Source organism: Yimella lutea (assembly GCF_006715095.1).
Lineage (GTDB): Bacteria > Actinomycetota > Actinomycetes > Actinomycetales > Dermatophilaceae > Yimella > Yimella lutea.
In genome coordinates this window covers 1,046,952-1,069,383 of record NZ_VFMO01000001.1, presented here as the reverse complement: position 1 = coordinate 1,069,383, position 22,432 = coordinate 1,046,952, and the positions used below count along the sequence as shown (strand labels likewise).

Below are 22,432 nucleotides of genomic sequence, written 5' to 3'. Positions count from 1 at the left end.
GAGGCAGTGAGCGACCACCTGGCACCACCCGCCCCCCAAGATCACATCAACGGGTGGCGCGTCGAGCGTCAGCCGCCTGAATGAACCCAGGGTCGCTACAAGGCAGCGTTGAGGCCGGCATGCACTTCACATCTGCGTTGGGACATGTCAACTTCCCGAGTCCTCGGGATGTTCGAATGGCCGGATGAGCGCATCGCACACCCGCCGCCCGGTGACCCACGCGTCGGCGGGCACTGACGTCGCTTGGGTGGTGGTGTCGGCGATCGTCACGATCCTGGCGACCCGCGCCCTACCTCGTCGCCACCGGCTTCCCCCAGGTCGGCGGCAAGATCATCCACATCGCCCACGCCGTATGGGGCGGATTGCTGCTCATGATCGGTCTCGCGATCGCACTGGCCTTGTCGAACCGGTGGACCGGCGCGCTCGCTGCAGTCCTCGGCGGCGTCGGCGCCGGACTGTTCGTCGACGAGATCGGCAAGTTCATCACCCAGGACAACGACTACTTCTTCCCGCTCGCTGCCCCCATCGCGTATGCCGTCCTTGCAGTCTTGGCTTACCTCGCCTACCGCGTCGGGCAACGCCGTCGGCGCAGCGTCCGCGCCCATCTGTACGCCGCACTCGAACTCATGCAGCCGGCGCCCGACGGCCCACTGAACCAGCACCAGATCGACCTCATCGACGAACACCTCTGTCGTGCAAGTGAATTCGACACCGACACCCAAACCGAAGCGATCATCGAAGGTTTGAACCATGCTCTCGACGAAGCCAAGCAACATGTCGTCGCCGCCGACACCGCCTGGGCCGGACGCCAACTCACCCGTCTGCAGTCACTAGAGGAACGACTGCTGCCGACCGACCGCGTCCGCCGCCTGACCCGGTTCGCGCTTGCCGTCCTCGGGACCGTCGGCGTCATCGGCGGCCCGGGTGTGTGCGCGCTCGCCCTGTGGCACCTGTTCGGTCCGCCGTCGCTGCAGGGCAACAACAGCCTGCTCGGCGACGACTTCGGCCCTGTCGCCTGGACGGCCGTCGCGGTCACCGCGGCGATCGGACTCGCTGCGGGCGTCCACGCCTGGCGCGCCGTGCGCAGGCTGGGCCCGGACGGCGACGAACACCGATCCGGCACCCGCTCCGGCGTCGGTTCGGTCATCCTGCTGCTCGGCGGCGTTAACCTCATCAGCGCCTACTTCAACCAGTTCCTCGTGCTCGTGCAGGCCACCGCGCAAGCTGCCGTGCTGGCGGCACTGGTGCGCCTCGACCACCGAACCGGGTCACCGCCACACATCTCGGACCTTGGGGCTCCAGCACCAATCCACCGTCGCCAAGATCCAGGATTTTCATCAGCATCGCCATCTGTTTCTGGACCTCGGCGCCATCGTCCACGTCACTGAGCCAGAGATCCGTTGCTTTACACCAGTCCTCGCAAAATATGTCGACTCGCAACTGAAGTACCTCGTCGAACTGGTTGCAGTGGATCAATCCACCAACTGGCGGCTGTACGAAGTGAAAACGGTCGAGCGCCTGACGCGCGCGCTGGTGCAGAATCCCATCGGGAGAGGGTAGGGGACCTAGGGACCTTCCGAGATGCACATGGAACCTCCCCCCACCGCCTCGAACTTTGCCAAGTCCATACCGACTGCTGGTTGTGCGCCAGAACGTTCGTGCGCGGCAATGGACCGTGACCCAGGGGCCGATCACTCATCCAGGTTTCGTCGCCGGTCGAGCGCAGGTGACTGTTCGGGCCGCCGACGCTGAGAATCCCGTCCACTTCGTCCGCTCGCACCTGCAGCTCGAGCTCGGACGGTTCTGGATCTGGCCGACGCAACTGTCGTCGTATCCACGGGTGTCCATCTACGAGGCCACGACGCGATCGCTGCTCATCGCCTGCGCTGTGATCTGTCTGTCGCTGGCCGCAGCGTCCGGGCGACCGTCGTCCGTAACTGTTGCGTTGGGCATCGTGCTGCTCGGTTCGTTGCTCGTGATGGCGCGTCGTGCGACCCGCGTGTTCGGGATGGCCGGACTGTTGCTCGGCCTGTGCTTGACGCCGCTCGCGGGTTTCGCCAACGCATCGCAACTCGTCGGACTCGCGTTCGCCCTGATCGCCTCGCAACTTCGCATCGTCCCGGCTCTGGTGGTGCTGACGACCTGGTTCGGGTGCTTCGTCGCGGCGTACCTGAGCTCGCCGTACGCCGCCGACACCGCCATGCTCGTCGACCACGGCGTGCTGAGCCTGGGGTGCATCATGGCCATCGCCATCTGCCACCACCTGCTGGTGCACAGGATCGTCCGGCTCGATCGGGTGCGCTCGCGGGAGTTCGAACTCGAACTAGCCCAACGATTGCGGGACGACGAGAAGCGGGCCGGTGAATCCGCGCGTCGGGTGCTGCACGACCAGGTGCTGTTCACGCTGATCCGTATCGCCGACTCCGGAGGCGTGGAGTGCGATGTCGTCCAGCGAACGCTCGGCGCGTTCGATCTGCCCGTTCGGGCGCGTGGTGATGTCGCGGTCGATTTGTTGTCGCTCGTCGACTCGTGCGTGCCGTCGGGTGTGAGTGTCACGCCGTCACCCCGTGCTCGTCGTCCGGTGCCGACACACGTTGCTGATGCATTGCGGCGCGCGCTGGGTGAAGCGCTGCGCAATGCAGCCAGGCATGGCAACGGACCGGCGCAGGTGGAACTCGCGTTGCGCGGCGACGGCGTCGAGATTCGAGTGCGCAATCGGATTGCGTCGCCGGGCTCGCTGCGGCCGGGATGGGGTTGGCGCAATTGCGTTGAGCGCGAGTTGAATTCAGTTGGTGGTAGCGCTTCGCTGCGGCGCGATGGTGCGGACGTCGTCGTGACGTTGGCGTTGACGGCACCTTGGTTTCGGCGCGGTGGGAATCGCAAGCTCATCCCACCGGCTCAACCAGCGGAATCGTCGCCCCAACCAGGGGGGCCGTCGCCTCGACCAGCGGAATCGCCGGACCGGCGAACGGGATCGCGGGCTCGACCAGCGGCATCACCGGCCCAACCAGAGGCGGTTTGGGCGGCGTGGCCCGCGCTGATCGCGCATACCTTCATCGCGTGGCGGCACACGCCTGGTCCGCAGTTGGCGGCGCAGTCGGTGGTCGTCGCGGCTGTCTGGCTGATGACGTGGTGGCTGACCCGCGCCGTGGCGTCCGGGCGTCTCACTCGGGTGAACATGGCCGCGGTCGCAGCGGCGTCCGCGGCGTCCGCGTCCGCATCGCTCGCGATCGCCGGCCCGCAGTCGCTGCACACGTACGCGTCCTGGGGCCTGGGCATGGCCGGCGTCCCGTTGTGCGTGATCGCATTCTTCGGGTCGGCGCGGCGCGTACTGTTCCTGACCGTGTGCGGTCTCGCGCCCGCATTGGCAGTCGTCGGCACCCACCCGGAGATCACCTGGATGTCCGCGGCCGGCGCCTTGATGACGGGCCTGTGCCCGTGGCTCACCTACGCCATCGGCCGCGGACTGCGCCAGGTGCAGACCAAGGCCGACCGGGACGAGGCCGCCGTGCGCGAGCGCCTGTCCGTCGCAACCGCGGTGTGGTCCGAGGAGCGGGTGAGCGACCTGTTATCGTTCACCAAGCGCACGGTCCGACCGTTCCTGCACCGCATCTCGACCGACGGACTCCAGGCTGCCGACCGGATCACCGCGGGCCGGCTCGCGGCTCAGGTGCGCGACGAACTCAACCTTCCCGGCGTGCTCGACGCCGCCCTGCGCGACCGCATCGCGACCGCCCGCGAGCTCGGCGCCGAGATCACCATCCACCCGGCCGTCGACCCCTGCCCCGACCGCTGCGCCGTGCTGCTGCGAGTGCTCGACCGACTGTTGGACGACGCAGCCGCCACCGACCGGTTGGAGCTTCGTCTCGGCGGCGCCGGTGAACCCTGCACCGTCTCGCTGTTGGCGCCCGACGCCGAGCAACGGCTGCGTGCACTCGCCACGCTGACCGGGTCGACTCCTGCCCGCCTGACCCGGGATGCGTTCGCAACCACCCTCGTCCTCGGCCCCTCGCCCGATCACGGGATGGCCGCGTCCACCACGGTCGGGTAGGAAGAACGCATGTCGGCCCTCGCGCGTCCGCTGTCCGTCGTGGTCATCGACAACGATGAGAACCTCCACCGCTCCCTGCAGGTGCTGCCACTCAGCCACCCCGCGGTAGTTCGCATCGTTACTGTCGCCGCCTCCGTCGACGAACTAGACGACGGGCCACCCCCGCAACCCGACGTCGTCGTGTTGGACTTCTGGCTCGGCCGCGACTGCCGCAGCAGCGTGGACGACATCGGCCGGCTGGTGCAGTGGAACGCGCCGATCGTGCTCTACACCTCCGAGGAGCGCCCGTACCTGATCCAGAGCGCGGTCACCGCCGGGATCACCGCGCTCTGCCTCAAACACGACGGGCTGGACGCGCTCGTGCGCACGTTGGCGAGCATCCGCGACGGCGAACTGCGCCCTTCCCGTCAGCTGGCCGCCGCGCTCGCCGACCTGCCGCCGTTGCGTGCGCGCCTCACCCCTACCGAGGCGACCGTGCTGCGCGGCCTGGCGTACGGGCTGTCCGCGTCCGAGATCGCCACACGGTTGTGCGTCAGCGTCGACACCGTGCGCTGCCACACCAAACACATCCACGAGAAGTACCGCGCGGTGCTCGGCGACGGTCCGGTGAACCGGCAGCAGACGCTGCGGGCCGCACTCGAGGACGGTTACTGGGACGCGCGCGAGTGGGGCGAACCGTGGAATATCCCCTGAACTGGGGACGCGTCCGCCGACATGCGAGCGACAACCTGATCGGGCGATCGTCGATCGCGATCCGGGTTCGAATGAAAGGTCTCACCTTCATGAAATCGTCCATTCTGCGCACCACCGCCATCGCCACCGGACTCGCCGCCACGGCCACCGGGGCGTTCGTCACGGCAGACACCGCGAGCGCCGCCCCGCGCACCGCGACCGTGATGGCCGCCAGCACCCAGGGCCAGACCGGCCCGTCGCTCAACTTCGCCCGTAATCGCTCGTTCAGCAAGGGCAAGGTGCTCACGCTCGCCTGCTACGACCGCGGCCAGGCGGTCAGCGGTTACTACTCCTCGTCCGTCACGGGCGGCACCTCCGACATCTGGTACCAGACCAGCGGGGACGGCGGCGTGTGGGTGCCCGACATCGACATCAGCACCGGCAGCAACGCCCCCGTCGTCGGACGCTGTGCGCCCAACCTGCCCTGGACCGAGGGCCGCGGCTACGTGGTCACCCAGACCCCGGGCGGTTCGTACAGCCACGCGAATGTCTACAACCAACATTCGATGGACATCGGGCTGCCCTCGGGGACGCCGTTGCGCGCGGCCGAGACCGGAGTCGTCGCCTTCTCCGGATGGAATCCCGGGGGCGGCGGGAACGTCGTGATGGTCAAGCGCCCCGGCACCAACAACTGCATCCAGGTCGCCCACCTGTCAACCCTTAGCGTCGGTGTCGGTGCGCGCGTGATTCGCGGACAGGTGATCGGCTACTCCGGGGCCACCGGCGGCGTGACCGGCGCCCACCTGCACCTCGGTGTCGTCAACTGCACAAGTTGGTACAGCCAGTACGTGCTGCCCACCCAGGAGCGCGGCACGTCTTATCCGCAGGGGGCGTTGCTGACGTCCTGGAACGCGCGGTAAGTCGGCGCTGGTCGAACGATGGGAGGGACGCGGCCAGGTGGCTGCGCAGGTTACGTACGAGGGAGCACGTTATCTCCGGGTGCGCACGTTATGACGTGCGCACCCGGATGCAGCGCCAGGCACCTGTACGTAACCTGCGCATCTGTACCTATGGTGCGCATCGTCGCCGGCCGCGAAGGCGTGGGCGAACGATGCCGCCAGATCGTTCTTATGTGACGTATTGACGGCAGTTCAGACGAACGCCAACGTCGATCTTGCAGGTGCACTGGCCGGCTACTTGCGGCCTGCCTGCCACTGCAAACCCCAGCCGTACTTCAGGTCGAGGTCACGCTGGCTGCCCTGCACGTACTCCACCTCGCGGGTGACTGTGATGCCTTGCGGCGTGTTCTGGATGAGCGCGATCGAGCAGATGCGTGCGGAGTTGTTGGCCGAGTCGAGCTTCACCTCGACCTGCGGGCCCGACGTGGGAGAGAGCGTCACGACGCCGTCGACGGCCGCCCAGTTGGGTGCGCCTTCGTAGATCATCGCGAAGATGAGGATGCGCCGGAACATGTCCGGCTGCGCGAGGTTGATGTGCATGTTCTCGCCGCCGGTGACGGCACCCGACCGGTCGTCGCCGTCCAGCTGGATGAACGGCGGGGCCTGCAACGCACCGAAGCTGTTGCCGAGCGCCTGAATGACACCCTTCTGCCCGTTGGACAGCTCATACAGGCAGCCGAGGTCGAGGTCGACCGCGCCGCTCGCCTGCGCCGCTGCCGCCAGCTTGCTGAACAGTCCCTTCTTCGCCGGCGCAGCCGCGCCCTGCGACCAGTTCAGGTTGACGCGCATCGCGCCCTGGCTTTCACCACGCTTGGCGAGGCTGACGGTCGGTGCGCTCTTGCTCAGGGTGATCTTGCTGAGGTTCACGCCGCCGCCGGCCGGTCCGCTCTGTGCAGACGGGCCGTTCGCAGACGGGTGGGTTCGGGTGAAATCGATCGCCATGGGGCGCCCTCTCATGGTGACGCGGCCCTGGGGTCGCGTCGGTTTCTTCCGTGTCTCGACTCACGCTAACCAAGTCACCGCTCGACCCCCCGTTCGCTAGCTCGCCCGCGACCGGCGGCGCACTCGCCACAACCTCCAACACCACCTCGAGATGGCCGGTCCGACCTCCACGCCGGCGGACCTCGGTCACATTGCGGACGACTCGAATTCAAGTGAACGCAGCGGCCACTTCCCTCGACAGGCAGTAGCACATCCCCGCGCAGCACGGCGAGCGGTTGTGACGCCGGTAACACCCGCTTCAGACCCCGCACCTCACCGCACTGGATAGTCTCAGGGGCTGAGACTCTTACGCAGTACCGCACACGGTGCGTACAGTGATCGCGGAATTGAGTCGGGCACATAGCATTCGCTTGTAGCTGCACCATCGGCATATCTATGATCGGTGGCAACCCGACTGCGTTTTGTGGCGTCTCAGTGCCGGACAAAATCACAGGCCGCCCCCCACTGATGGGCTTGCGGACAACTCGACGTATCGCGGCGTCGCACTTTCGCATGGGGGAAAGTTCAATGACGACAACCGAGAATCCCGCGCCGGCGGGTGAACACGCGGCCGGCACCGGCAGCGCCGACGCGCGAGGCCAATTGCGTGTGCTCGTCACCGGCGTCTCACGCCCAGTTGGCCTGTCGGTCGTGCGGCAGCTCGTGCACCGCGGCGTTTCCGTCATTGGCGTCGACTCCGAACCCGTCTGGCTCTATGGTGTCGACGCCGTGCACCAAGTGCCCGAGATCCGCGACAAGGAGCGACTCGGCGTGCTGCGCCGCATCATCGAGGAGGAACGCGTCACGGTCGTGGTTCCAACCCGCAGCGCCGAACTGCCCGACCTGGCCGCCGCTCGAGCCGGCTTCGGCCCCGGCGTCGATATCGTGGTGGCGGGCCCCGGGCCGGCCGCCATCGCCAATGACCAGCTCTTCACCACCTGGCAACTGCAGGCCCGGAGCGTGCCGACCCCACCCACTGGTGCGGCCAGTGAATTCTCCGACAGCACAGCCGTATTCGACGCCCTCGGCGGTCCGGTGATCGTGCGCCCGCGCGAGGAGAACGGCTCGCGCGGGGCGCTCGTGGTCGCGCACGACCCAAGCGAACTCGAAGACCTCGAGCCCGCGTCCGGCTTCATGCTGCAGCGGTTCGTGCCCGGCACCGAGTACCGGGTGGTGCTATACCGTCCGCGCAACAAGCACGACGGCAGCCCGCTGCTCGTCGTCCTCCAACGCTCCGCCGAGCCCGGCACCGCCGGCGGTCAGACCTTCCGGCTGCACCGCGTCACTGGCGCCGACGCCTCCGAGGTCGGCCGTGTCGCCGTCGCGTCGATCCGCGCTGTCGGCCTCATTGGACCGTCCGAAGTGACAGTGCGGGTCGGCGAGGACGGCGTCGCGTACGTCGTCAAGGTGCGCGCCCGGGTCGGCCTGAGCAGTGAGGCCGTGCCCGAATTGCTCGACCGCGCCCTGGGATGGGCACCCGCCGAACCGACCCAGCGTCCAGGGACGAGCTAGAGGTTTGCACCGCTGGGAAGTCTGTGCGTATTGTGTACGCAACCAGACCCCGGCGATGCCACTGCACCGCAGTTATCGCTGAATCCGCCGCTTGGTCTGCGGCAGCCACCCGGCCGGAACACCGTACGCCGAGAATGCTCGCTCGTCCGTTCCTGAGGCGTTAGGTCAGCTGCCGATCATCGTGAGCCCTTCGGGCGCCGCGGGTTCGACCCGATCGTTGTTCGTATCTGTCAACCCGTTGCGTCCACGCAACGGGTCTGCGACGGCATGCGCTGCCACCTTCCAGACATTCCGCGTCCGGCCACCCGACAGGTGTGGCCGGGCACTTGAACGACCGCGGCCAGGTGCCGCGCCGGGCCGGGGGCTTCGACACGTCATGAACCACACTTACGACACCGCCGTGACCAGCGGAAACGGTGCGTCGCGGTCACCAACGAACCCGTGCGGGCCCAGGCACCTGCGCCGTCCACGACACCTGGCCGCGGGGCGAGCGGTACCGCTGGCGAGCCATTCCTCGCCTGCGTCGCCGCAGGAGTTGTCGGGGCTGCGCGTGCTGGTGATTGTGCCCGCGCACAACGAGTCCGAGCAGATCGCCGACACCATCGAGTCGGTGCTCCAGCAGAGCCTGCCCCCCACCCAGGTCGTCGTCGCCTGCGACAACTGCACCGACGACACCGCGGCGATCGCCGCGCGCTACCCCGTAACCGTCATGGAGACCGTCGACAACCGCGCCCGCAAGTCGGGCGCGATGAACCAGGCGTGGCTCGCACACGGGCAGGACGCAGACTTCGTGCTGACGATGGACGCCGACACCACGCTGGCAAACGACACTCTCGAACACCTGCTCGTCGGGCTGCTCGACGGACGCCGCCGCGCCGCCGTCTGCGCCCGCTACTGGGCCAAGGACAGCACAGGGCTCGCGTGGCGGTTGCAGCGGCTGGAATACGCCCGCTACGACGACACCCGCGAGTTGCGCGGCTGGCGCGTGCAGGTGGCATCCGGCGCCGCTTCGCTGTACCGCGGAAGCGTATTGCGTTACGTTGTAGCCGAATTCGACCGGCCCGGGCCGTGGGACGAGCATAGCCTCATCGAGGACTACGGGCTCACTCTCGACCTGAAGACCCTCGGGTACGAGGTGCGGGCCGCGCCGGGCGCGACCGTGCTGACCGACACCCCCGACACCTTCAAGGAGTTATGGCAACAACGACAGCGTTGGGGACGCGGCGGGGTCGACGAATGCCGCAAGCGCGGCTGGACGCCGGCCACCCGACGCGACCTATTGGCCTACATGCTGTTCGGGTTCGGTCTCACGATGCGACTGCTCTGGGTGTTCTACGTCGTGCTGATCCTCGTGCTCGCGACCGGGTTCGCCTTCTCGCTGCTCGGCCTAGTGCCGCTTGCCGTGATGTGGGTCGAGCGGGTCAGCTCGGCCTGGCGGGTGCCCGGTCGCACCTGGGTCGACCTCACCATCGCCGGCACCGTCCTCGTCGAGGACGTGTACGGAATGTTCCTCGAGACCTGCACCTCGGTCTCGATCTTCAAGAGTCTGCGTTCCTCGCAGCAAGTTTGGTAACCACCACTTTCCCAATTCACAACTGATTCAAGGAGATTTCCATGTACCAACCGCCCAAAGGCCCGGTCGTCGGCACCGGCCTGGTCGCCGCGAGCGCAATGACCACGATCCACTACATACTGCTCGTCGTCACCCTGCTGTTCACCTTGTTCGTGCTCACCCGCATCGTGCGCCGCGGCTTGAACGGCTTGAGCAAGTGATCACCCGCCGGCGGGCGTCGACTGCGGCAGTCGCCGCAGTCGCGCTGTCGGCGCTGGCGTGCGCGCCGGTCGCCGAAGCCAACCCGTCGCGCGCCGGCACCCCGGCCCATCGTGGCACTCCGACCAGCACCCGACCGATCGTCGCGCTGACCTTCGACGATGGCCCGAGCGCGCTGACCCCGCAGGTGCTGCGGGTCCTGGCGAAACACAACGTGAAGGCGACCTTCTTCATGCAGGGTTCGCACGTCGCGGCCAACCCGGCCCTCGCCCGCCGAGTAGCCAGGGAGGGCCACACGATCGGCAACCACAGCTACAGTCACCCCAACTTCACCTCGCTCACGCCCGAGCAAGCCGACACCGAAATCACCAGCACCAATGCGGTGATCCAGTCGGTTACCGGGGTAAAGCCGGTGCTGTTCCGGTACCCGTTCGGGGTCGAAACCGACTCCGGCAACGCCGTGATCCGACGCGAGCAGATGTGGGGCGGCGTGATGTGGCACTGGGCGACGTCCGACCCGGGCGACTTCGAATGCCCGGGCCGGCGCGGGGTTGTCGAGTACGTCGTCGGCAACGCGGTCGACCAGGCGCTCATCCTGTTGCACGACGGCAACGACGTGCTCGACTGCGGTGCGCGGCAGGTGCGTTTCCTCGACGCCGCGGTCACCAAGCTGAAGGCGAGGGGTTTCCGGTTCGGCGTCGTCGTGCCGGCGGACGGCCCGTCGACCGTCAACGACCAGTCGTGGGTGCAGGTCGTCGAGCCGACTCGCGCCACGCGCAGGTAACAGCCCTTGCCGTCGGCCACCCGTCGCGACCTGCTCGCACTCGCCTGCGGGCTGAGCGCGGCCGGCGCACTATGGCGTTGGGGGACACCGGAGTCCGGCGGCGGTGCCGCGTCGCCACCTCCGGTGTCGACCCCGGACGCGTCGTCGTCCGGCGCCTCCGGAGCCGGGCCGGACGGCACTGGAGTGCCCGCGCGGCTGGTCATTCCAGCGATTCAACTCGACGAACCGGTGGCCGCTCTCGGCCTCAACTCCGAGGGGCAGATGGTGCCGCCGGCGAACACCGTGCAGTGGTACACCGGGTCGGTCGCCCCCGGCCGACCCGGCATCTGCGTGATCGCCGGCCACGTCACCTATTCCGGCCCCGATGTTTTCCACCGCCTGCCGTCGCTGCGAGTTGGCGATCTGGTCGCGGTCACGGCGCGGACGGGTGAGGTCACCCAGTTCGCGGTCACCCGCACCCGGCAGGTCGACAAACAGGAACTCACCAGCGACCCGTCAGTGTGGGGCGACACCGACGAGCGAGTGCTCGCGTTGATCACCTGCGACCCCGACTCCCCGGTCCGCGAGGGGCACCTCGCCGGCAACTTCGTCGCCTGGGCGAGCCCGGTGTCACACCGTTGAGCTTCCGATCGACTCAACCAGCTGGGAAGGTCGGCTCAACCGGCGACGCTGAGCCGAGGCGGCGGGAGGAAACCCATGCGGCAGTGACGGCGTCGAGGTATTGCTCGAATTGGATCGCAGGGTCTTCGACCATCGTGGCCCGCCGCGCTTCCAAGCAGAGCTGGCCGACCAGCGCTGCCCAACCGACCATCGTGACCGACACCGCCGCCGAGGTCAGCGTTTTACCGTCGGCGTCGACCAAATCGGGTGTCTTGCGGAGTTCGACGCCGCGCGTCGTCGGCACGAGTTGACCGGTCGCGAGCGCCTTCTCGATCACGCTGCCGACGATCGTTCCTGCCCGCGCACGCTCCACGAATACCGGTCCCGACCAGTTGTCCTCACCGGGTGCGGGCGAGTTGTAGAGCAGGCCGAACTCGTCCGGCTTACTCAATGACCATCGCCGGAAAGACCGTGCCATCGAACGGAACTGGGACCGACGGTCGCGTGGATTGGCGGCGTCGCCTCCGCCCACCAACTGCTCGCACAGCCCGGCATAGGCGTTGACGCGCAACTCTGTCATCAGCGCGGCATGGTCGGCGAAAAGCGGTAGAGGCTTGAGGCGGGCATGCCCAGCGCGCCGGACCGAAGGACTCGAGCGCATTCGTACCGGCCAGTAGATTAACGTGCCCGCCGCCGTCGTATTCAATACGAGACGCCTGCTAGCGCCACAATCCATCGCGCAAAGCCACGCGGCTCAAGACCAGGTCGGCCGAGACGCCTTCCGGCGAGCGACCTGCCGCCGGCCCCGTCCTGCCCGGCCGCGTACGCAACCTCACCCGATGAGGCCGGCGCCCACCGTCACACCACTGGCTTGGTCGATCAGGATGAACGACCCGGTGGTGCGGTTGTCGATATACGTATCGGTGACCAGTTGCTGCGACAGCCGCAGCGACACCTCGCCGATCTCGTTGAGCTGCAACGCCTCCGGAGAGCCAACCGGCTCGAGCGTGTTGACGTCGAGCTGGTGGGCAAGGCCTCGGACGATGGCCCGCCCGGTGCGCGTCGTGTGCTTGAAAGCCAGCTTCTGACCCACCCGCAGCGGCTCCGGGGCCATCCAACAGACGGTCGCGGACACGTCCTTGACCACCTGAGGCGCGTCGCCGACGGGCGCGATCACGTCACCGCGGGAGACGTCGACGTCGTCGGCCAGACGGAGCGTGACCGACAGTCGGTCGGGTGCTTCGGCCAGCGACTTGTCGAACAGGTCGATCGCCTCGACGGTGCTGCGCTGCCCGCTCGGCAGCACCACGACCTCGTCGCCCACCCGGAAGGTGCCGCCCGTGACGCGTCCGGCGTAGCCCCGGTAGTCGTGGTGTTCGTCGGACTTCGGACGGATCACGTATTGCACGGGTAGCCTTGCGGCGTCACGAGATTCGTGCAGCACCTCGACCGACTCGAGGTACTCCAGCAGCGCCGGACCCTCGTACCAGGGCATGTTCGCCGAACGGTCGACGACGTTGTCGCCCTGCAACGCCGACACCGGAATCACCCGGATGCCCGGCACGTCGAGCTTGGCCGCGAAGGCCGTGAACTCCTCGTCGATGCGGTCGAAAGTGGCCTGGTCGAAGTCGACGAGGTCCATCTTGTTGACCGCCAGCACGACATGCGGCACCCGCAGCAGCGACAGCAGCACCGCGTGCCGGCGCGACTGTTCGGTCAACCCCTGCCGCGCGTCGACCAGCACGAGGCCGAGGTCGGCCGTCGACGCACCGGTCACCATGTTGCGCGTGTACTCCACGTGCCCCGGGGTGTCGGCGATGATGAACTTGCGCTTCGGCGTCGCGAAATAGCGGTAGGCCACGTCGATCGTGATGCCCTGCTCACGTTCCGACCGCAGTCCGTCGGTCAGGAGCGCGAGATCGGTGTAGTCGTATCCCTTGGTGCGAGAAGTGTGTTCGACCGCTTCGAGCTGATCCTCGAAGATCGCCTTGGAGTCGAGCAGCAGGCGTCCGATGAGCGTCGACTTGCCGTCGTCCACCGAGCCGGCCGTCGCGAAACGAAGCAGATCCATCAGAAGTAGCCCTCTTTCTTGCGGTCTTCCATCGCAGCCTCGGAGAAGCGGTCGTCTCCCCGGGTGGCGCCACGCTCGGTGACGCGCGCGATCGCGACCTCCTCGATCACCTCGTCCAGCGTGGACGCCGCGCTCTCGACACACCCGGTCAGTGTCAGGTCGCCGACGGTGCGGAAGCGGACGGTGCGCTCGGCCGCCGTCTCGCCGTCACTGCACGGGTTGAACTCCGACTCGCTCAGCAACATCCCGTCGCGCTCGAACACGCGGCGCCGGTGGCTGAAGTAGATCGACGGGATCTCGATCTGCTCGCGGGCGATGTAGTGCCAGATGTCGAGTTCGGTCCAGTTGGACAGCGGGAAGATGCGCATGTGCTCCCCCGGCTGGATGCGGCCGTTGTAGAGCGACCAGAGTTCCGGACGCTGGTTCTTGGGGTCCCACTGGCCGAAGTCGTCACGGTGGGAGTAGATGCGTTCCTTCGCACGGGCCTTCTCCTCGTCGCGGCGTCCGCCACCGAAGGCCGCGGTGAAGCCGTTCTCCTCGATCGCGTTGAGCAGCGTGCCGATCTGCAGGCGGTTGCGACTGGTCTTGCCGTCGTCGACCACGACGCCGTCGGCGATCGCCTGCTCGACCGAGGCGACGATCAGCCGGACGCCGAGGCGGTCGACCCAATGGTCGCGGGTGGCCAGCACCTCGGGGAAGTCGTAACCGGTGTCGACCTGCATCACCGGGAACGGGATCTTCGCCGGATAGAAAGCCTTCTCCGCCAAACGCAGCATGACGATCGAGTCCTTGCCACCGGAGAACAACAACACCGGCTTCTCGAACTCCGCAGCGACCTCTCGGATGATGTGGATCGACTCCGCCTCGAGCAGGTCGAGCTCGGTCAGCCGGTTTGGCGAACCGGTGGCGGCGCGGGCGGCCTCGGCATCGACGGTCACGTCTCACTCCTCGGTGCTGGACTTTGCTTCCAAAACTTCGCGTTATGTTATCGGTAACTTTGATGGATGCTCGGGGCGTCCACATCGCAGACCCGCCGCGAAAGGACTTCCCACGTGACCGCTGTTCGGTTGAGTGCCGAGGAACTCGATGAGCTGATGTTGGTGCGGGACGGCTTCTGCTCGGTGTCCGAGGTGTCGTTGCCCTCCTTTGCTCAGGACGACGAGGTCGTCGATCTCGAAGGAGCCGTGGTTGCTCGGTTCGTCGAGGGCGAGTTCGAGTTCGCGGACGGGGACTCGCGGCCGTTCGCGTGGCTGTACGGTCAACGCCGGTCGAGTAGTGAGGGAGCGCTAGCGACCGAGCGCGATCGAGACCAGGTGACGCCCGCCGCAAACGCAAGCACGGGTGGTCGGGATCTCGTCGACTCTCCCGTTGGTTTCGGCACCTGCGAATTCGTTCCTCATTCGCAGGGCTCAACCAGCGGTGCGGCGCAGGGCCCAACCGGCGGTGCGGTGCGGGGCTCAACCAGCGGTGCGGTGCGGGGCTTGACCAGCGTGTGGTGGATCGACGGGGCCTCGGAGCGGATCGCTGAACTCGCCGAACCGGGCGCGCTCCTCGTCGTGCCCATGTCGCCGAGCCACCAGCCGGGACACCGCGCGCTCGCCGCTCTCCGATCAGCGATTGCCGCTGCGCGCGAACGCGAAGACCTGCGCGTCCTCGCCGTCCCGGTCGACCTCGACGCTCACCCCGAACGGCGCGAACTCCTCGAACGCGCGCTCGACGCCGACTCGTCGTCGACCATCAGCGACCACGAAGCCTCCTCCGCTGCAGGCGTATTCATCCTGCTCACAGGACTTTCCGGCTCGGGCAAGTCGACCATCGCCCGCGCACTTCGCGAAGAACTCATCATCCGCGGCCGGTCGGTCACGCTGCTCGACGGCGACCAGGTGCGCCGCGAACTCTCCGCGGGACTCGGCTTCTCCCCCGAGGACCGCGACACCAACGTCCGCCGCATCGGCTGGGTCGGCGCCGAAATCGCAGCACACGGCGGAGCGGTTGTCGCGTGCCCGATCGCGCCGTACGACGCCACCCGCAAGGCGGTGCGCCAGAAGGTCGAACACGCAGGCGCACGAATGGTGCTCGTGCACGTCGCCACTCCCCTGGCCGAATGCGAGCGCCGCGACCGAAAGGGTCTGTACGCCAAGGCTCGTGCCGGCGAGCTACCGGATTTCACCGGCATCAGCGCTCCCTACGAAGCACCCGAGGACGCCGACCTGGTGATCGACACCAGTGAGGTTGCGGTCGCGGACGCCGTCGCGCGCATCGTCACCGAACTGGATCGGTGACCGGTCCGGTGCTCACAGACCTGTTCGGTGGTCAGTTCCCCGAGCTGCTCACCGTGGCCTTCCTCGTCGGCATCGTCGTCGGCCTCACCGGTATGGGCGGCGGCGCGCTGATGACGCCCGCGCTGATCTTCCTCGGCGTGCCCCCGACCACCGCCGTCGCGAACGACCTCGTCGCCGCCGCCGTGAACAAGAGCGTCGGCGCCGGCGTCCATTGGCGCACCGGATCGCCAGACCTGCGCCTGGTGAAGTTCCTCGTCATCGGATCAGTACCAACGGCATTGATGGGCGGCTGGATCGTCGGACTCCTCGGCGAGGACGAAGCACAACAGTCCGCGCTCAAGCTGATCATCGGCATCACGCTGCTCATCGCGGCGATCAGTTACGGCACCCGCATCTACCTCGACATGACCGGCCACATCGGACGCCGCCTCGGCGCCGAGACCGTCATCCGTCCACTACCCACGATCGCGGTCGGCGCGTTCGGTGGGCTGCTCGTCGGCATCACCAGCGTCGGCAGCGGTTCGTTGATCATGGTCGCGCTCGTCCTGCTCTACCCGACGCTGTCGGCCCGCAAGCTGGTCGGCACCGACCTCGTCCAGGCCGTCCCGCTGGTGCTGGCCGCGGCGATCAGTCACGTCATCGCTCAGGGCATCGACTGGAGCGTGCTGATCCCGTTGATCATCGGTGGGACGCCCGGCACCTACCTCGGTGCCAAGCTCGCCCGCCGGGTCGCGCCGTCCGTGCTGCGCGGCGGCATCGTCATCGTCCTCAGCCTCACTGGACTCACCATGCTGAAGGTGCCGCCGGTCGTCGTCGGGATCCTCGGGTGCGCGGCCGTCATTCTGTGTCCGCTCGTGTGGGCGTTGCTCAAGCAGCGGCACGAACGACGAGCGAGGTCGGCGCTGGAGACCGAGCACAGCTACACGATCTGAGCCGTGCGGCCTGTGGTTGGCTCTTCGTCGCCGTCACCGTTGTGAGGTGAGGACCCGCGCGGCGTTGGGCGAGAGCTCGGACGGTCAGCTTTCGAGGGTGAGGGCGCGGATGACCGGGGGCATCACGCGGTTGATGTGAGCCGCCATCTGGGCGAACACCTCGGGATCGCGGCGGAAGGGGTCGACGATCACCGACTCCTCCTCCGAGATCGGGTGGATGTCGGTGCGGCGCTTGCCGACGTGGTCGACCAACCGGCCGACGAACGAGTCGTCCGCGGGACCGAAGAAGCCCCGTTCCGCCGGCGGCACCGCGGCGATGCCGTCGACCATGTGGCTGAAGTCGGCCAGCGCGAACGTGTACTTCAGCGCCTTCGGCTGCAGCGTCACGACGTCCGCTCGGTGGTCACGGGTCGCGGTCAGGATGAGGTCGGCGTCCGCCGCGATCTGCGGGGTGAGCTGACGCGACCGAAACCCGCCGTCGTCGATCCCGAGTGCCTGCAGGTGGGCCAGGCTCTGCGGCTCGATCGGGTGGTTGATCAGGGCCCGGGTGCCCGCGCTCTCGACGTCGTACCCGCGTCCGGCGAGATGGGTCGCCAGCACCCGCTCGATGTACGGGGACCGGCAGATGTTGCCGGTGCAGACGACCAGGATCCGCGCGTTGCTCACGTAGGAGAGACTAACCAGTTGCCGCGGTGCAACAACCCCGAGCAGTCGAGCACGGGTCCACGCACCAACATCACGCCCGCTGCCCGCGCGGGACGCCGACCGTTCGGTCGTGCAGACTCGGAGCAGGGGTGCCGTCCACACCGATCGGACGGCTGAATGATGGACGACCGGTTCCTGTACTTCGCACTCAGCGATCCCGATTTCTTCGACGTGCCGTGGCCGGTCGCACAGGAGTGCTACGACCTCGGCCCGATGCTGCCGCCGGGCTGGGTCGCTGCGCACCGACACGCCTGGCAGACCTTCGCCCCGGCCGACGCGCGGATCCCGGCGAGCGGCTGGAAGGTTCACGTCACTGCGTCCGAAACCGAGGCGGAGCTGGCGCTTCGCCGATTCGCGCAGATGTGCATCGAACACGACGTGCCGTTCAAGATCCTGCGCGGTCCTCGGTCGGTTCGCGCGGCACACCTGAAGTACACGCCGAGCAGCATCAGCACCAAACTCGGCACGGCCTACCCGTCCGGCAACCTGACCGACTTCGTCCACCATCTGGCGCGGTCGCTGGACGGTGTCACCGGGCCGACGTTCGTGGGTGAGCACCAGCACCGGACGGCGCCGATCGGCCTACGCCATGGCGCTTTCGAAGCGACCTGGGTGGAGGCTGCCGACGGCCGCAGCGTGCCCGGCAGACCGGCCGGCGACGGCGCCGAACACGACGACCGCGAACGTGGCCGCGACACCCCCGTCCCGCCCGAACTGGCGGACGTGTTCGCGCCCCGCCCGGAGGATCCCCTGCCCATCGAGCAGGTGCGACTGCTGCACCGCACCAACGCCGGAGGGGTCTACACCGCGACGCTCGCCGACGGCACGCCGGTCGTGCTCAAGGAGGCCCGCCGGCACACCGGGCTGGACGCGGACGGTGTCGACGCTGTAACCCGTCTGCGGCACGAACTGCTCGTGCTGCGGCACCTGCAGCAGACCGGCGTCACACCCCGAGTGCTCGATCATTGGCAGCGCGCCGACGCCGAGTTCCTGGTGCTCGAACACGTCGCCGGCGAGAATCTCGCCACGCTGATCAGTCGTCACCATCCGGCCGGACATATCGATGCGTCACCGGCTGAATTCGACGCGCTGGCAACGACCGTCATGCGTGGACTGCACGAGGCAGTCGCCGTCATGCACCGCCACGATGTCGCTCACCTCGACCTGCAACCGGCCAACGTCGTGGTAGGGGCGGACGGGGTCCGCGTGGTCGACCTGGAGAGTGCGTCGGTGGCGGGCCGCACCGCGACCACCGCGGTGGGCACGAGCGGCTACGTCGGCGGCGGCGGCGACCCGTTCGAGCGGGACGCGTTCGCTCTCGAACGCATCGCACTGACTCTGCATGAACCTGATTCGCCTCTGGCACAACGCCGCCCGGATATCGAGGACGAACTACGCACCGGCACACCCGACACGTCCCGGCTGCCGCTGTGGCGCGCACGGCTCATCGAAGGGATCATCCGGCGGGCGACTCCCGCCCGGGAGGATCGACTGTTTCCCGGTGGCATCGAGACCTTCACGACGCCGCTGGGTGGGCACAGCCTGGCCAGTGGGGCGGCCGGCGTGCTGAGCGCGCTGAACGCCCTCGGCCACGCCCCCACCGAGCAACACCTCACCTGGCTCGCCGACGTGCCCGCTCACGCCCGATCGTGCCGGGGATTGTGGGAAGGGGTCGACGGGGTCGCGGCGACCCTGGCACGCCTCGGACGCCCCGACGAGGCCGTCCGGCTGGCGTCCATCGGCGACCTGCCGCGCGGGCTGTCCTGGGCGCGCGGACGTGCCGGAATCGCCCTGGCCGCAGCGGAAACGGCCCACCTGACCGACGATGCCCGGCTGCGAGCACAGGCGAACGTCGTGCTGGACGGTGTGCTGCGCGACCTGCCCGACGCCGACCTCCGGACGACCGGCCTGCTCACCGGCTGGGCGGGTGCGGCGTTGGCGATGCTGCGGATCGGTGAACTGCTCGGCCGCGATCTCACGACCGCGGCCGACCTCGCGATCTCCCGCGAACTCAGCCTCCTGGTCGAGCAGGACGGGTGCCGGATCGCGTTGCCCGCCGGACGGGTTCGCACCGGCCTGGGTCACGGCTCGGCAGCGGCCGCGGTGGCGCTGGACGCACTCGCCGCAGCCGCGGCACAGGACATCGAGCGTCCGGCGTTCGAGCAGATCGTCCGGGGCATGACCAGGGTGGCCTCGCCGGTGGCGGGACTGATGGACGGGCTGGCCGGCCACGTGCTGGCGTTGTCCATCGCCGGCGACCTGACGTCGTCCCGGCAGGCCGCCGGGCGTGCCACCTGGCACTGCACCCCCACATCGGCCGGCTGGTCGGTGCTCGGCGCCGGCCGGCTGCGCTGCAGCGACGACCTCGCCTCGGGCAGCGCCGGACTGGCCCTGGCGCTCGGTAGTGACCAGGACGGTCTTGCCGGACTGCGCCGCGTGTTGCACCTGCCCCGAGCCACCGACGCGGACTGTCATACCGGCCCATGACGGGTGTCATATCGCAATAGTGCGACCTGACACTCCCCGCACGGGCCCGGCCTCGGGTTGAATCGAGACACGCACTTTCCACAGGCGGGTACCGACCGGGAGGGTCGGCACCGCCACACCGAGAGGAAGAACCTGATGAACGTTCAGGACATGCGACAGCTGCACACCGACGACGAGAGTGGCGACACCGATCTCACGGCTCCCGTGGGGTCTTTGTCGTTGTTCATCTTCGGGTGCTGACCGCGAGGGACCACTGAGCACCTCCTCGACCACACCGTCGGTCGCCGCTGCGGATCCCGCAGGGGCGACCGACCGTTTGCACGTCGGGGCCCTGCGCCTGAGCGGACGCAACGTGCTGCTCGGCAGTTGGGTGGCGTCCGCCGCGCTCGTGGTGTTCACCGCCGTCCAGCGTCTGTCCGACAACCCGCCGTCCGGTGGAACGGCGCTGGCCGGACAGATCGGTGGCCTGATCGCGCTGGCGGCCTGCGCGGCCGGCTTCGCGCGCACCCAGTGGCTGTTGTTCCGCGGGATCACCCGCAGCGGCTTCATTTACACACTGCTCGGCCTCGGCCTGCTGCCCGCCGCCTGGGCCACCCCGAACGCCGCACCGGCCTTCGGCCTCGCAGCCGCACTCGCCGCCTTCGGACGAGCGCGCGCGGCGATCGTGTGGGTGTGGGGCGCAGCACTGTTCGTGGCGCTGTACCGCAGCGGTGGCCGCTCTTCGCAGGTGCCGGTGACCAACGCGCTCGCCGAGATTGTCGTGATGGCCGTCATCTTCGCCACCCTCACCCACTTCGCCGTCACGCTCGACCGACTCGAGCGGGCCCGCGAGCAGCTCGCGCGGCACCGCATCGACCAGGAACGCGAGCGCGTCAATCGCGATCTGCACGACATCATGGGACGCACCCTGGTCACGGCGGCGCTGCGCACCCAGACCATGCTGCGGACATTGCCGGACACCCAAACGGACTCACCATCACTTGCACAGTCACACGCCCGGCGCGAACTCCTCGCCGTCCAGGACGCGTTGCGCAGCGGGCAGGAACAGGTGCGGGCGCTGACCGCGTCTGCGACGCTGTCCGACTGGCACGACGAGATCGAGGTCGCCCGGGTGCTGTGCGACCGGGTCGGCATCCGCTTCCTGATCGATCCGCGGGTGACCCCTGGCCCCGAGCACGCGACGACTGCCGGGCTGGTGGTGCGCGAGACGGTGACCTTCGCCCTGGCGCACAGCCGGGCGGGTTTCATCGAGGTCACCGGCACCCGGCAGGACGACGCGACGATCATCACGATCCGGCACGACGGCACCGCCCCCCTGGAGCAGGATCAGGCACTGCCGGCGCGGGTCCGGGAGGCCCTGCGCCGGTCGGACGCGCGGGCCACGGTGATCGACGACGGCGCGTACCGCGAACTGCGACTCGAGTTGCCCGACCGGCGGGAGGGCACGTCGTGACCCCGACCCCCGGACAGTCCACCGGCGCCGGGCACCTGACCGCCGCGATGGCCCGGGCGGACGAACGCACCGTCCTCGACGGTCCGCTCGTGCCGCGGGTGCTGGCCATCCTCATCGTCGGCCTGCTGGCCGCTCGGCTCAGCCCGGTCGGTGCCGATCTGGCGATCAACGGCCTGTGCGCGGTGGCGTTCGGCGCGTGGCTGATGCTGCGCCGCCGGTGCCCGGCCTGGGTGGGTCCGGTGCTCGGTGTCGCGTTGCTGGGTTTCGGCATCCTGGCCTCCCCCGAGTCCGTCGACGTCCGCACGATCACCGGCACCACGGTGCTGCTGCTGTCCCTGCCCGCCCGTTGGTCGTTCACGCTCATCGTGATCGGGTGGATCCTGAGCACCACCGGCCGGGCCGGGGACGAGGGTCCGTTCGCGATCATCATCGCGATCGGTCAATCGCTGCTGGTCGCCGTGGTGCTGTGCCTGTTGGAACTCACCGCGCAGACCACCGAGGAGTTGCACGACGCCCGCGGCGAACTGCTCGAGGAGCGCATGCAGGAGGAACGCCTGCGGCTGGGTCATCAGGTGCGTTCCCTGCTCGGCCGCACGTTCGCCACCGCCCAGCATCACCTCGATGCCGCCCGTACCCACGTGCGGGACGCCGCCCTCGATGGCGAGTTGCAGGAGGTCGGCGGCATCCTCGGCGACGGCCGGGAGCAACTGGGACGGCTCACCTTCGAGGCGCAGCAGACCTCGTTCCCCGAGGAACTGCTGGCGGTGCGGGAGGTGTGTGACCGGCTCGGGGTCAACCTCATCCTCAGCATCGACGACATCCCCGAACGCGAGATATCCGACGCGGCCGCGCTCGTGCTGCGCGAGGCGATGACGAACCTGCTCAAGCACGCCGACCCGACCCGCTGCGTCATCGCGGTGCGTCGTTCGGACAGTGAGACGGTGCTGGCGATCACCAACGACGGGGTGCGTGCATCCGCTCCGGCGTCGGACGCCGGCACCGGTCACCGGCGGTGGCGAGAATCGCTGAGGCCCATGGGTGCTCACCTGGACGCCGGTCCTCTGTCCGATGGCCGGTATCGCGTGACGGTTCGCTTCCCGACCGGCGGGTAGGGACCCGTGACGGCGGCGAGCGCGTCCGACCCCCGATAATCGACGGGTCGGACCGGGTCG

The 22,432-nt window shown here is 68.3% G+C and carries 19 protein-coding genes; 14 read left to right on the top strand and 5 right to left on the bottom strand.

The features are described from left to right. The first annotated feature begins 371 nt into the window (after positions 1 to 371). The 4 genes from FB459_RS05015 to FB459_RS05000 all read left to right on the top strand — a co-directional run bounded on the left by FB459_RS05015 (position 372) and on the right by FB459_RS05000 (position 5,643). Entirely contained in the window at positions 372 to 1,388 is a 1,017-nt protein-coding gene (locus FB459_RS05015) for a hypothetical protein (RefSeq protein ID WP_141927673.1), read from the top strand. Positions 1,389 to 1,642: 254 nt separating this feature from the next. Continuing rightward, entirely contained in the window at positions 1,643 to 4,051 is a 2,409-nt protein-coding gene (locus FB459_RS05010; protein WP_141927672.1) for an ATP-binding protein, read from the top strand. Positions 4,052 to 4,060: 9 nt separating this feature from the next. Then, positions 4,061 to 4,744 carry a helix-turn-helix transcriptional regulator gene (locus FB459_RS05005; RefSeq protein ID WP_129626015.1) on the top strand — a complete coding sequence of 228 codons (684 nt, stop codon included), beginning with the start codon at positions 4,061 to 4,063 and terminating at the stop codon, positions 4,742 to 4,744. Between the two features lie 89 nt (positions 4,745 to 4,833). Beyond that, complete coding sequence (locus FB459_RS05000) at positions 4,834 to 5,643, top strand: M23 family metallopeptidase (RefSeq protein WP_141927671.1); 810 nt, start codon at positions 4,834 to 4,836, stop codon at positions 5,641 to 5,643. Positions 5,644 to 5,916: 273 nt separating this feature from the next. Here FB459_RS05000 and FB459_RS04995 read toward each other — a convergent pair whose 3' ends face one another. After that, entirely contained in the window at positions 5,917 to 6,624 is a 708-nt protein-coding gene (locus tag FB459_RS04995) for a TerD family protein (RefSeq protein WP_141927670.1), read from the bottom strand. Between the two features lie 435 nt (positions 6,625 to 7,059). On the opposite strand from FB459_RS04995, the gene FB459_RS04990 reads away from it, so the two are divergent. The 5 genes from FB459_RS04990 (at position 7,060) to FB459_RS04975 (ending at position 11,351) form a co-directional block, all read left to right on the top strand. Continuing rightward, the gene (locus tag FB459_RS04990) at positions 7,060 to 8,175 is read left to right on the top strand and encodes an ATP-grasp domain-containing protein (RefSeq protein ID WP_141927669.1); all 1,116 of its coding nucleotides are present in this window, start codon (positions 7,060 to 7,062) and stop codon (positions 8,173 to 8,175) included. A 550-nt stretch (positions 8,176 to 8,725) separates the two neighbouring features. Then, on the top strand, positions 8,726 to 9,748 hold the full coding sequence (locus FB459_RS04985) for a glycosyltransferase family 2 protein (RefSeq protein ID WP_170221727.1): 1,023 nt from the start codon (positions 8,726 to 8,728) through the stop codon (positions 9,746 to 9,748). A 41-nt stretch (positions 9,749 to 9,789) separates the two neighbouring features. Then, the gene (locus FB459_RS17190) at positions 9,790 to 9,948 is read left to right on the top strand and encodes a hypothetical protein (protein WP_170221725.1); all 159 of its coding nucleotides are present in this window, start codon (positions 9,790 to 9,792) and stop codon (positions 9,946 to 9,948) included. Beyond that, positions 9,945 to 10,730, top strand: coding sequence for a polysaccharide deacetylase family protein (locus tag FB459_RS04980; protein WP_170221723.1), 786 nt, complete (start codon positions 9,945 to 9,947; stop codon positions 10,728 to 10,730). The genes FB459_RS17190 and FB459_RS04980 overlap by 4 nt, the downstream gene beginning before the upstream one ends. Positions 10,731 to 10,736: 6 nt before the next feature. Continuing rightward, positions 10,737 to 11,351: a class F sortase gene (locus FB459_RS04975; protein WP_141927666.1), complete on the top strand. Its 615-nt coding sequence runs from the start codon at positions 10,737 to 10,739 to the stop codon at positions 11,349 to 11,351. A 13-nt stretch (positions 11,352 to 11,364) separates the two neighbouring features. Here the strand turns inward: FB459_RS04975 and FB459_RS04970 are convergent, their stop codons facing one another. The 3 genes from FB459_RS04970 to cysD all read right to left on the bottom strand — a co-directional run bounded on the left by FB459_RS04970 (position 11,365) and on the right by cysD (position 14,339). Further along, entirely contained in the window at positions 11,365 to 12,036 is a 672-nt protein-coding gene (locus FB459_RS04970; protein WP_141927665.1) for a TetR-like C-terminal domain-containing protein, read from the bottom strand. Positions 12,037 to 12,162: 126 nt separating this feature from the next. Beyond that, complete coding sequence (locus tag FB459_RS04965) at positions 12,163 to 13,401, bottom strand: sulfate adenylyltransferase subunit 1 (protein ID WP_141927664.1); 1,239 nt, start codon at positions 13,399 to 13,401, stop codon at positions 12,163 to 12,165. Then, positions 13,401 to 14,339: a sulfate adenylyltransferase subunit CysD gene (cysD, locus tag FB459_RS04960; protein ID WP_141927663.1), complete on the bottom strand. Its 939-nt coding sequence runs from the start codon at positions 14,337 to 14,339 to the stop codon at positions 13,401 to 13,403. The genes FB459_RS04965 and cysD overlap by 1 nt, the downstream gene beginning before the upstream one ends. Positions 14,340 to 14,453: 114 nt before the next feature. On the opposite strand from cysD, the gene cysC reads away from it, so the two are divergent. Continuing rightward, positions 14,454 to 15,683 carry an adenylyl-sulfate kinase gene (gene cysC, locus FB459_RS04955; protein WP_246092321.1) on the top strand — a complete coding sequence of 410 codons (1,230 nt, stop codon included), beginning with the start codon at positions 14,454 to 14,456 and terminating at the stop codon, positions 15,681 to 15,683. Further along, positions 15,680 to 16,615, top strand: coding sequence for a sulfite exporter TauE/SafE family protein (locus FB459_RS04950; RefSeq protein WP_246092320.1), 936 nt, complete (start codon positions 15,680 to 15,682; stop codon positions 16,613 to 16,615). The genes cysC and FB459_RS04950 overlap by 4 nt, the downstream gene beginning before the upstream one ends. A gap of 84 nt (positions 16,616 to 16,699) precedes the next feature. Here the strand turns inward: FB459_RS04950 and FB459_RS17185 are convergent, their stop codons facing one another. After that, on the bottom strand, positions 16,700 to 17,281 hold the full coding sequence (locus tag FB459_RS17185; RefSeq protein ID WP_170221721.1) for an arsenate reductase/protein-tyrosine-phosphatase family protein: 582 nt from the start codon (positions 17,279 to 17,281) through the stop codon (positions 16,700 to 16,702). A gap of 156 nt (positions 17,282 to 17,437) precedes the next feature. Here FB459_RS17185 and FB459_RS04940 point away from each other — a divergent pair, with 156 nt between their 5' ends. The 3 genes from FB459_RS04940 to FB459_RS04930 all read left to right on the top strand — a co-directional run bounded on the left by FB459_RS04940 (position 17,438) and on the right by FB459_RS04930 (position 22,372). After that, positions 17,438 to 19,807 carry a class III lanthionine synthetase LanKC N-terminal domain-containing protein gene (locus FB459_RS04940; RefSeq protein ID WP_141927661.1) on the top strand — a complete coding sequence of 790 codons (2,370 nt, stop codon included), beginning with the start codon at positions 17,438 to 17,440 and terminating at the stop codon, positions 19,805 to 19,807. Between the two features lie 316 nt (positions 19,808 to 20,123). Next, complete coding sequence (locus tag FB459_RS04935; RefSeq protein ID WP_141927660.1) at positions 20,124 to 21,260, top strand: sensor histidine kinase; 1,137 nt, start codon at positions 20,124 to 20,126, stop codon at positions 21,258 to 21,260. Further along, complete coding sequence (locus FB459_RS04930) at positions 21,257 to 22,372, top strand: sensor histidine kinase (protein WP_141927659.1); 1,116 nt, start codon at positions 21,257 to 21,259, stop codon at positions 22,370 to 22,372. Before FB459_RS04935 ends, FB459_RS04930 begins: the two co-directional genes overlap by 4 nt. Positions 22,373 to 22,432 lie beyond the last annotated feature (60 nt).

Bases quoted from the DNA above. Each gene is read 5' to 3' on its own strand.
- FB459_RS04995 (WP_141927670.1), bottom strand. From the start codon at position 6,624: ATGGCGATCGATTTCACCCGAACCCACCCGTCTGCGAACGGCCCGTCT.
- FB459_RS04965 (WP_141927664.1), bottom strand. From the start codon at position 13,401: ATGGATCTGCTTCGTTTCGCGACGGCCGGCTCGGTGGACGACGGCAAG.
- FB459_RS05000 (WP_141927671.1), top strand. From the start codon at position 4,834: ATGAAATCGTCCATTCTGCGCACCACCGCCATCGCCACCGGACTCGCC.
- FB459_RS04940 (WP_141927661.1), top strand. From the start codon at position 17,438: ATGATGGACGACCGGTTCCTGTACTTCGCACTCAGCGATCCCGATTTC.
- FB459_RS05005 (WP_129626015.1), top strand. From the start codon at position 4,061: ATGTCGGCCCTCGCGCGTCCGCTGTCCGTCGTGGTCATCGACAACGAT.
- FB459_RS17190 (WP_170221725.1), top strand. From the start codon at position 9,790: ATGTACCAACCGCCCAAAGGCCCGGTCGTCGGCACCGGCCTGGTCGCC.
- FB459_RS05015 (WP_141927673.1), top strand. From the start codon at position 372: ATGATCGGTCTCGCGATCGCACTGGCCTTGTCGAACCGGTGGACCGGC.
- FB459_RS04990 (WP_141927669.1), top strand. From the start codon at position 7,060: ATGATCGGTGGCAACCCGACTGCGTTTTGTGGCGTCTCAGTGCCGGAC.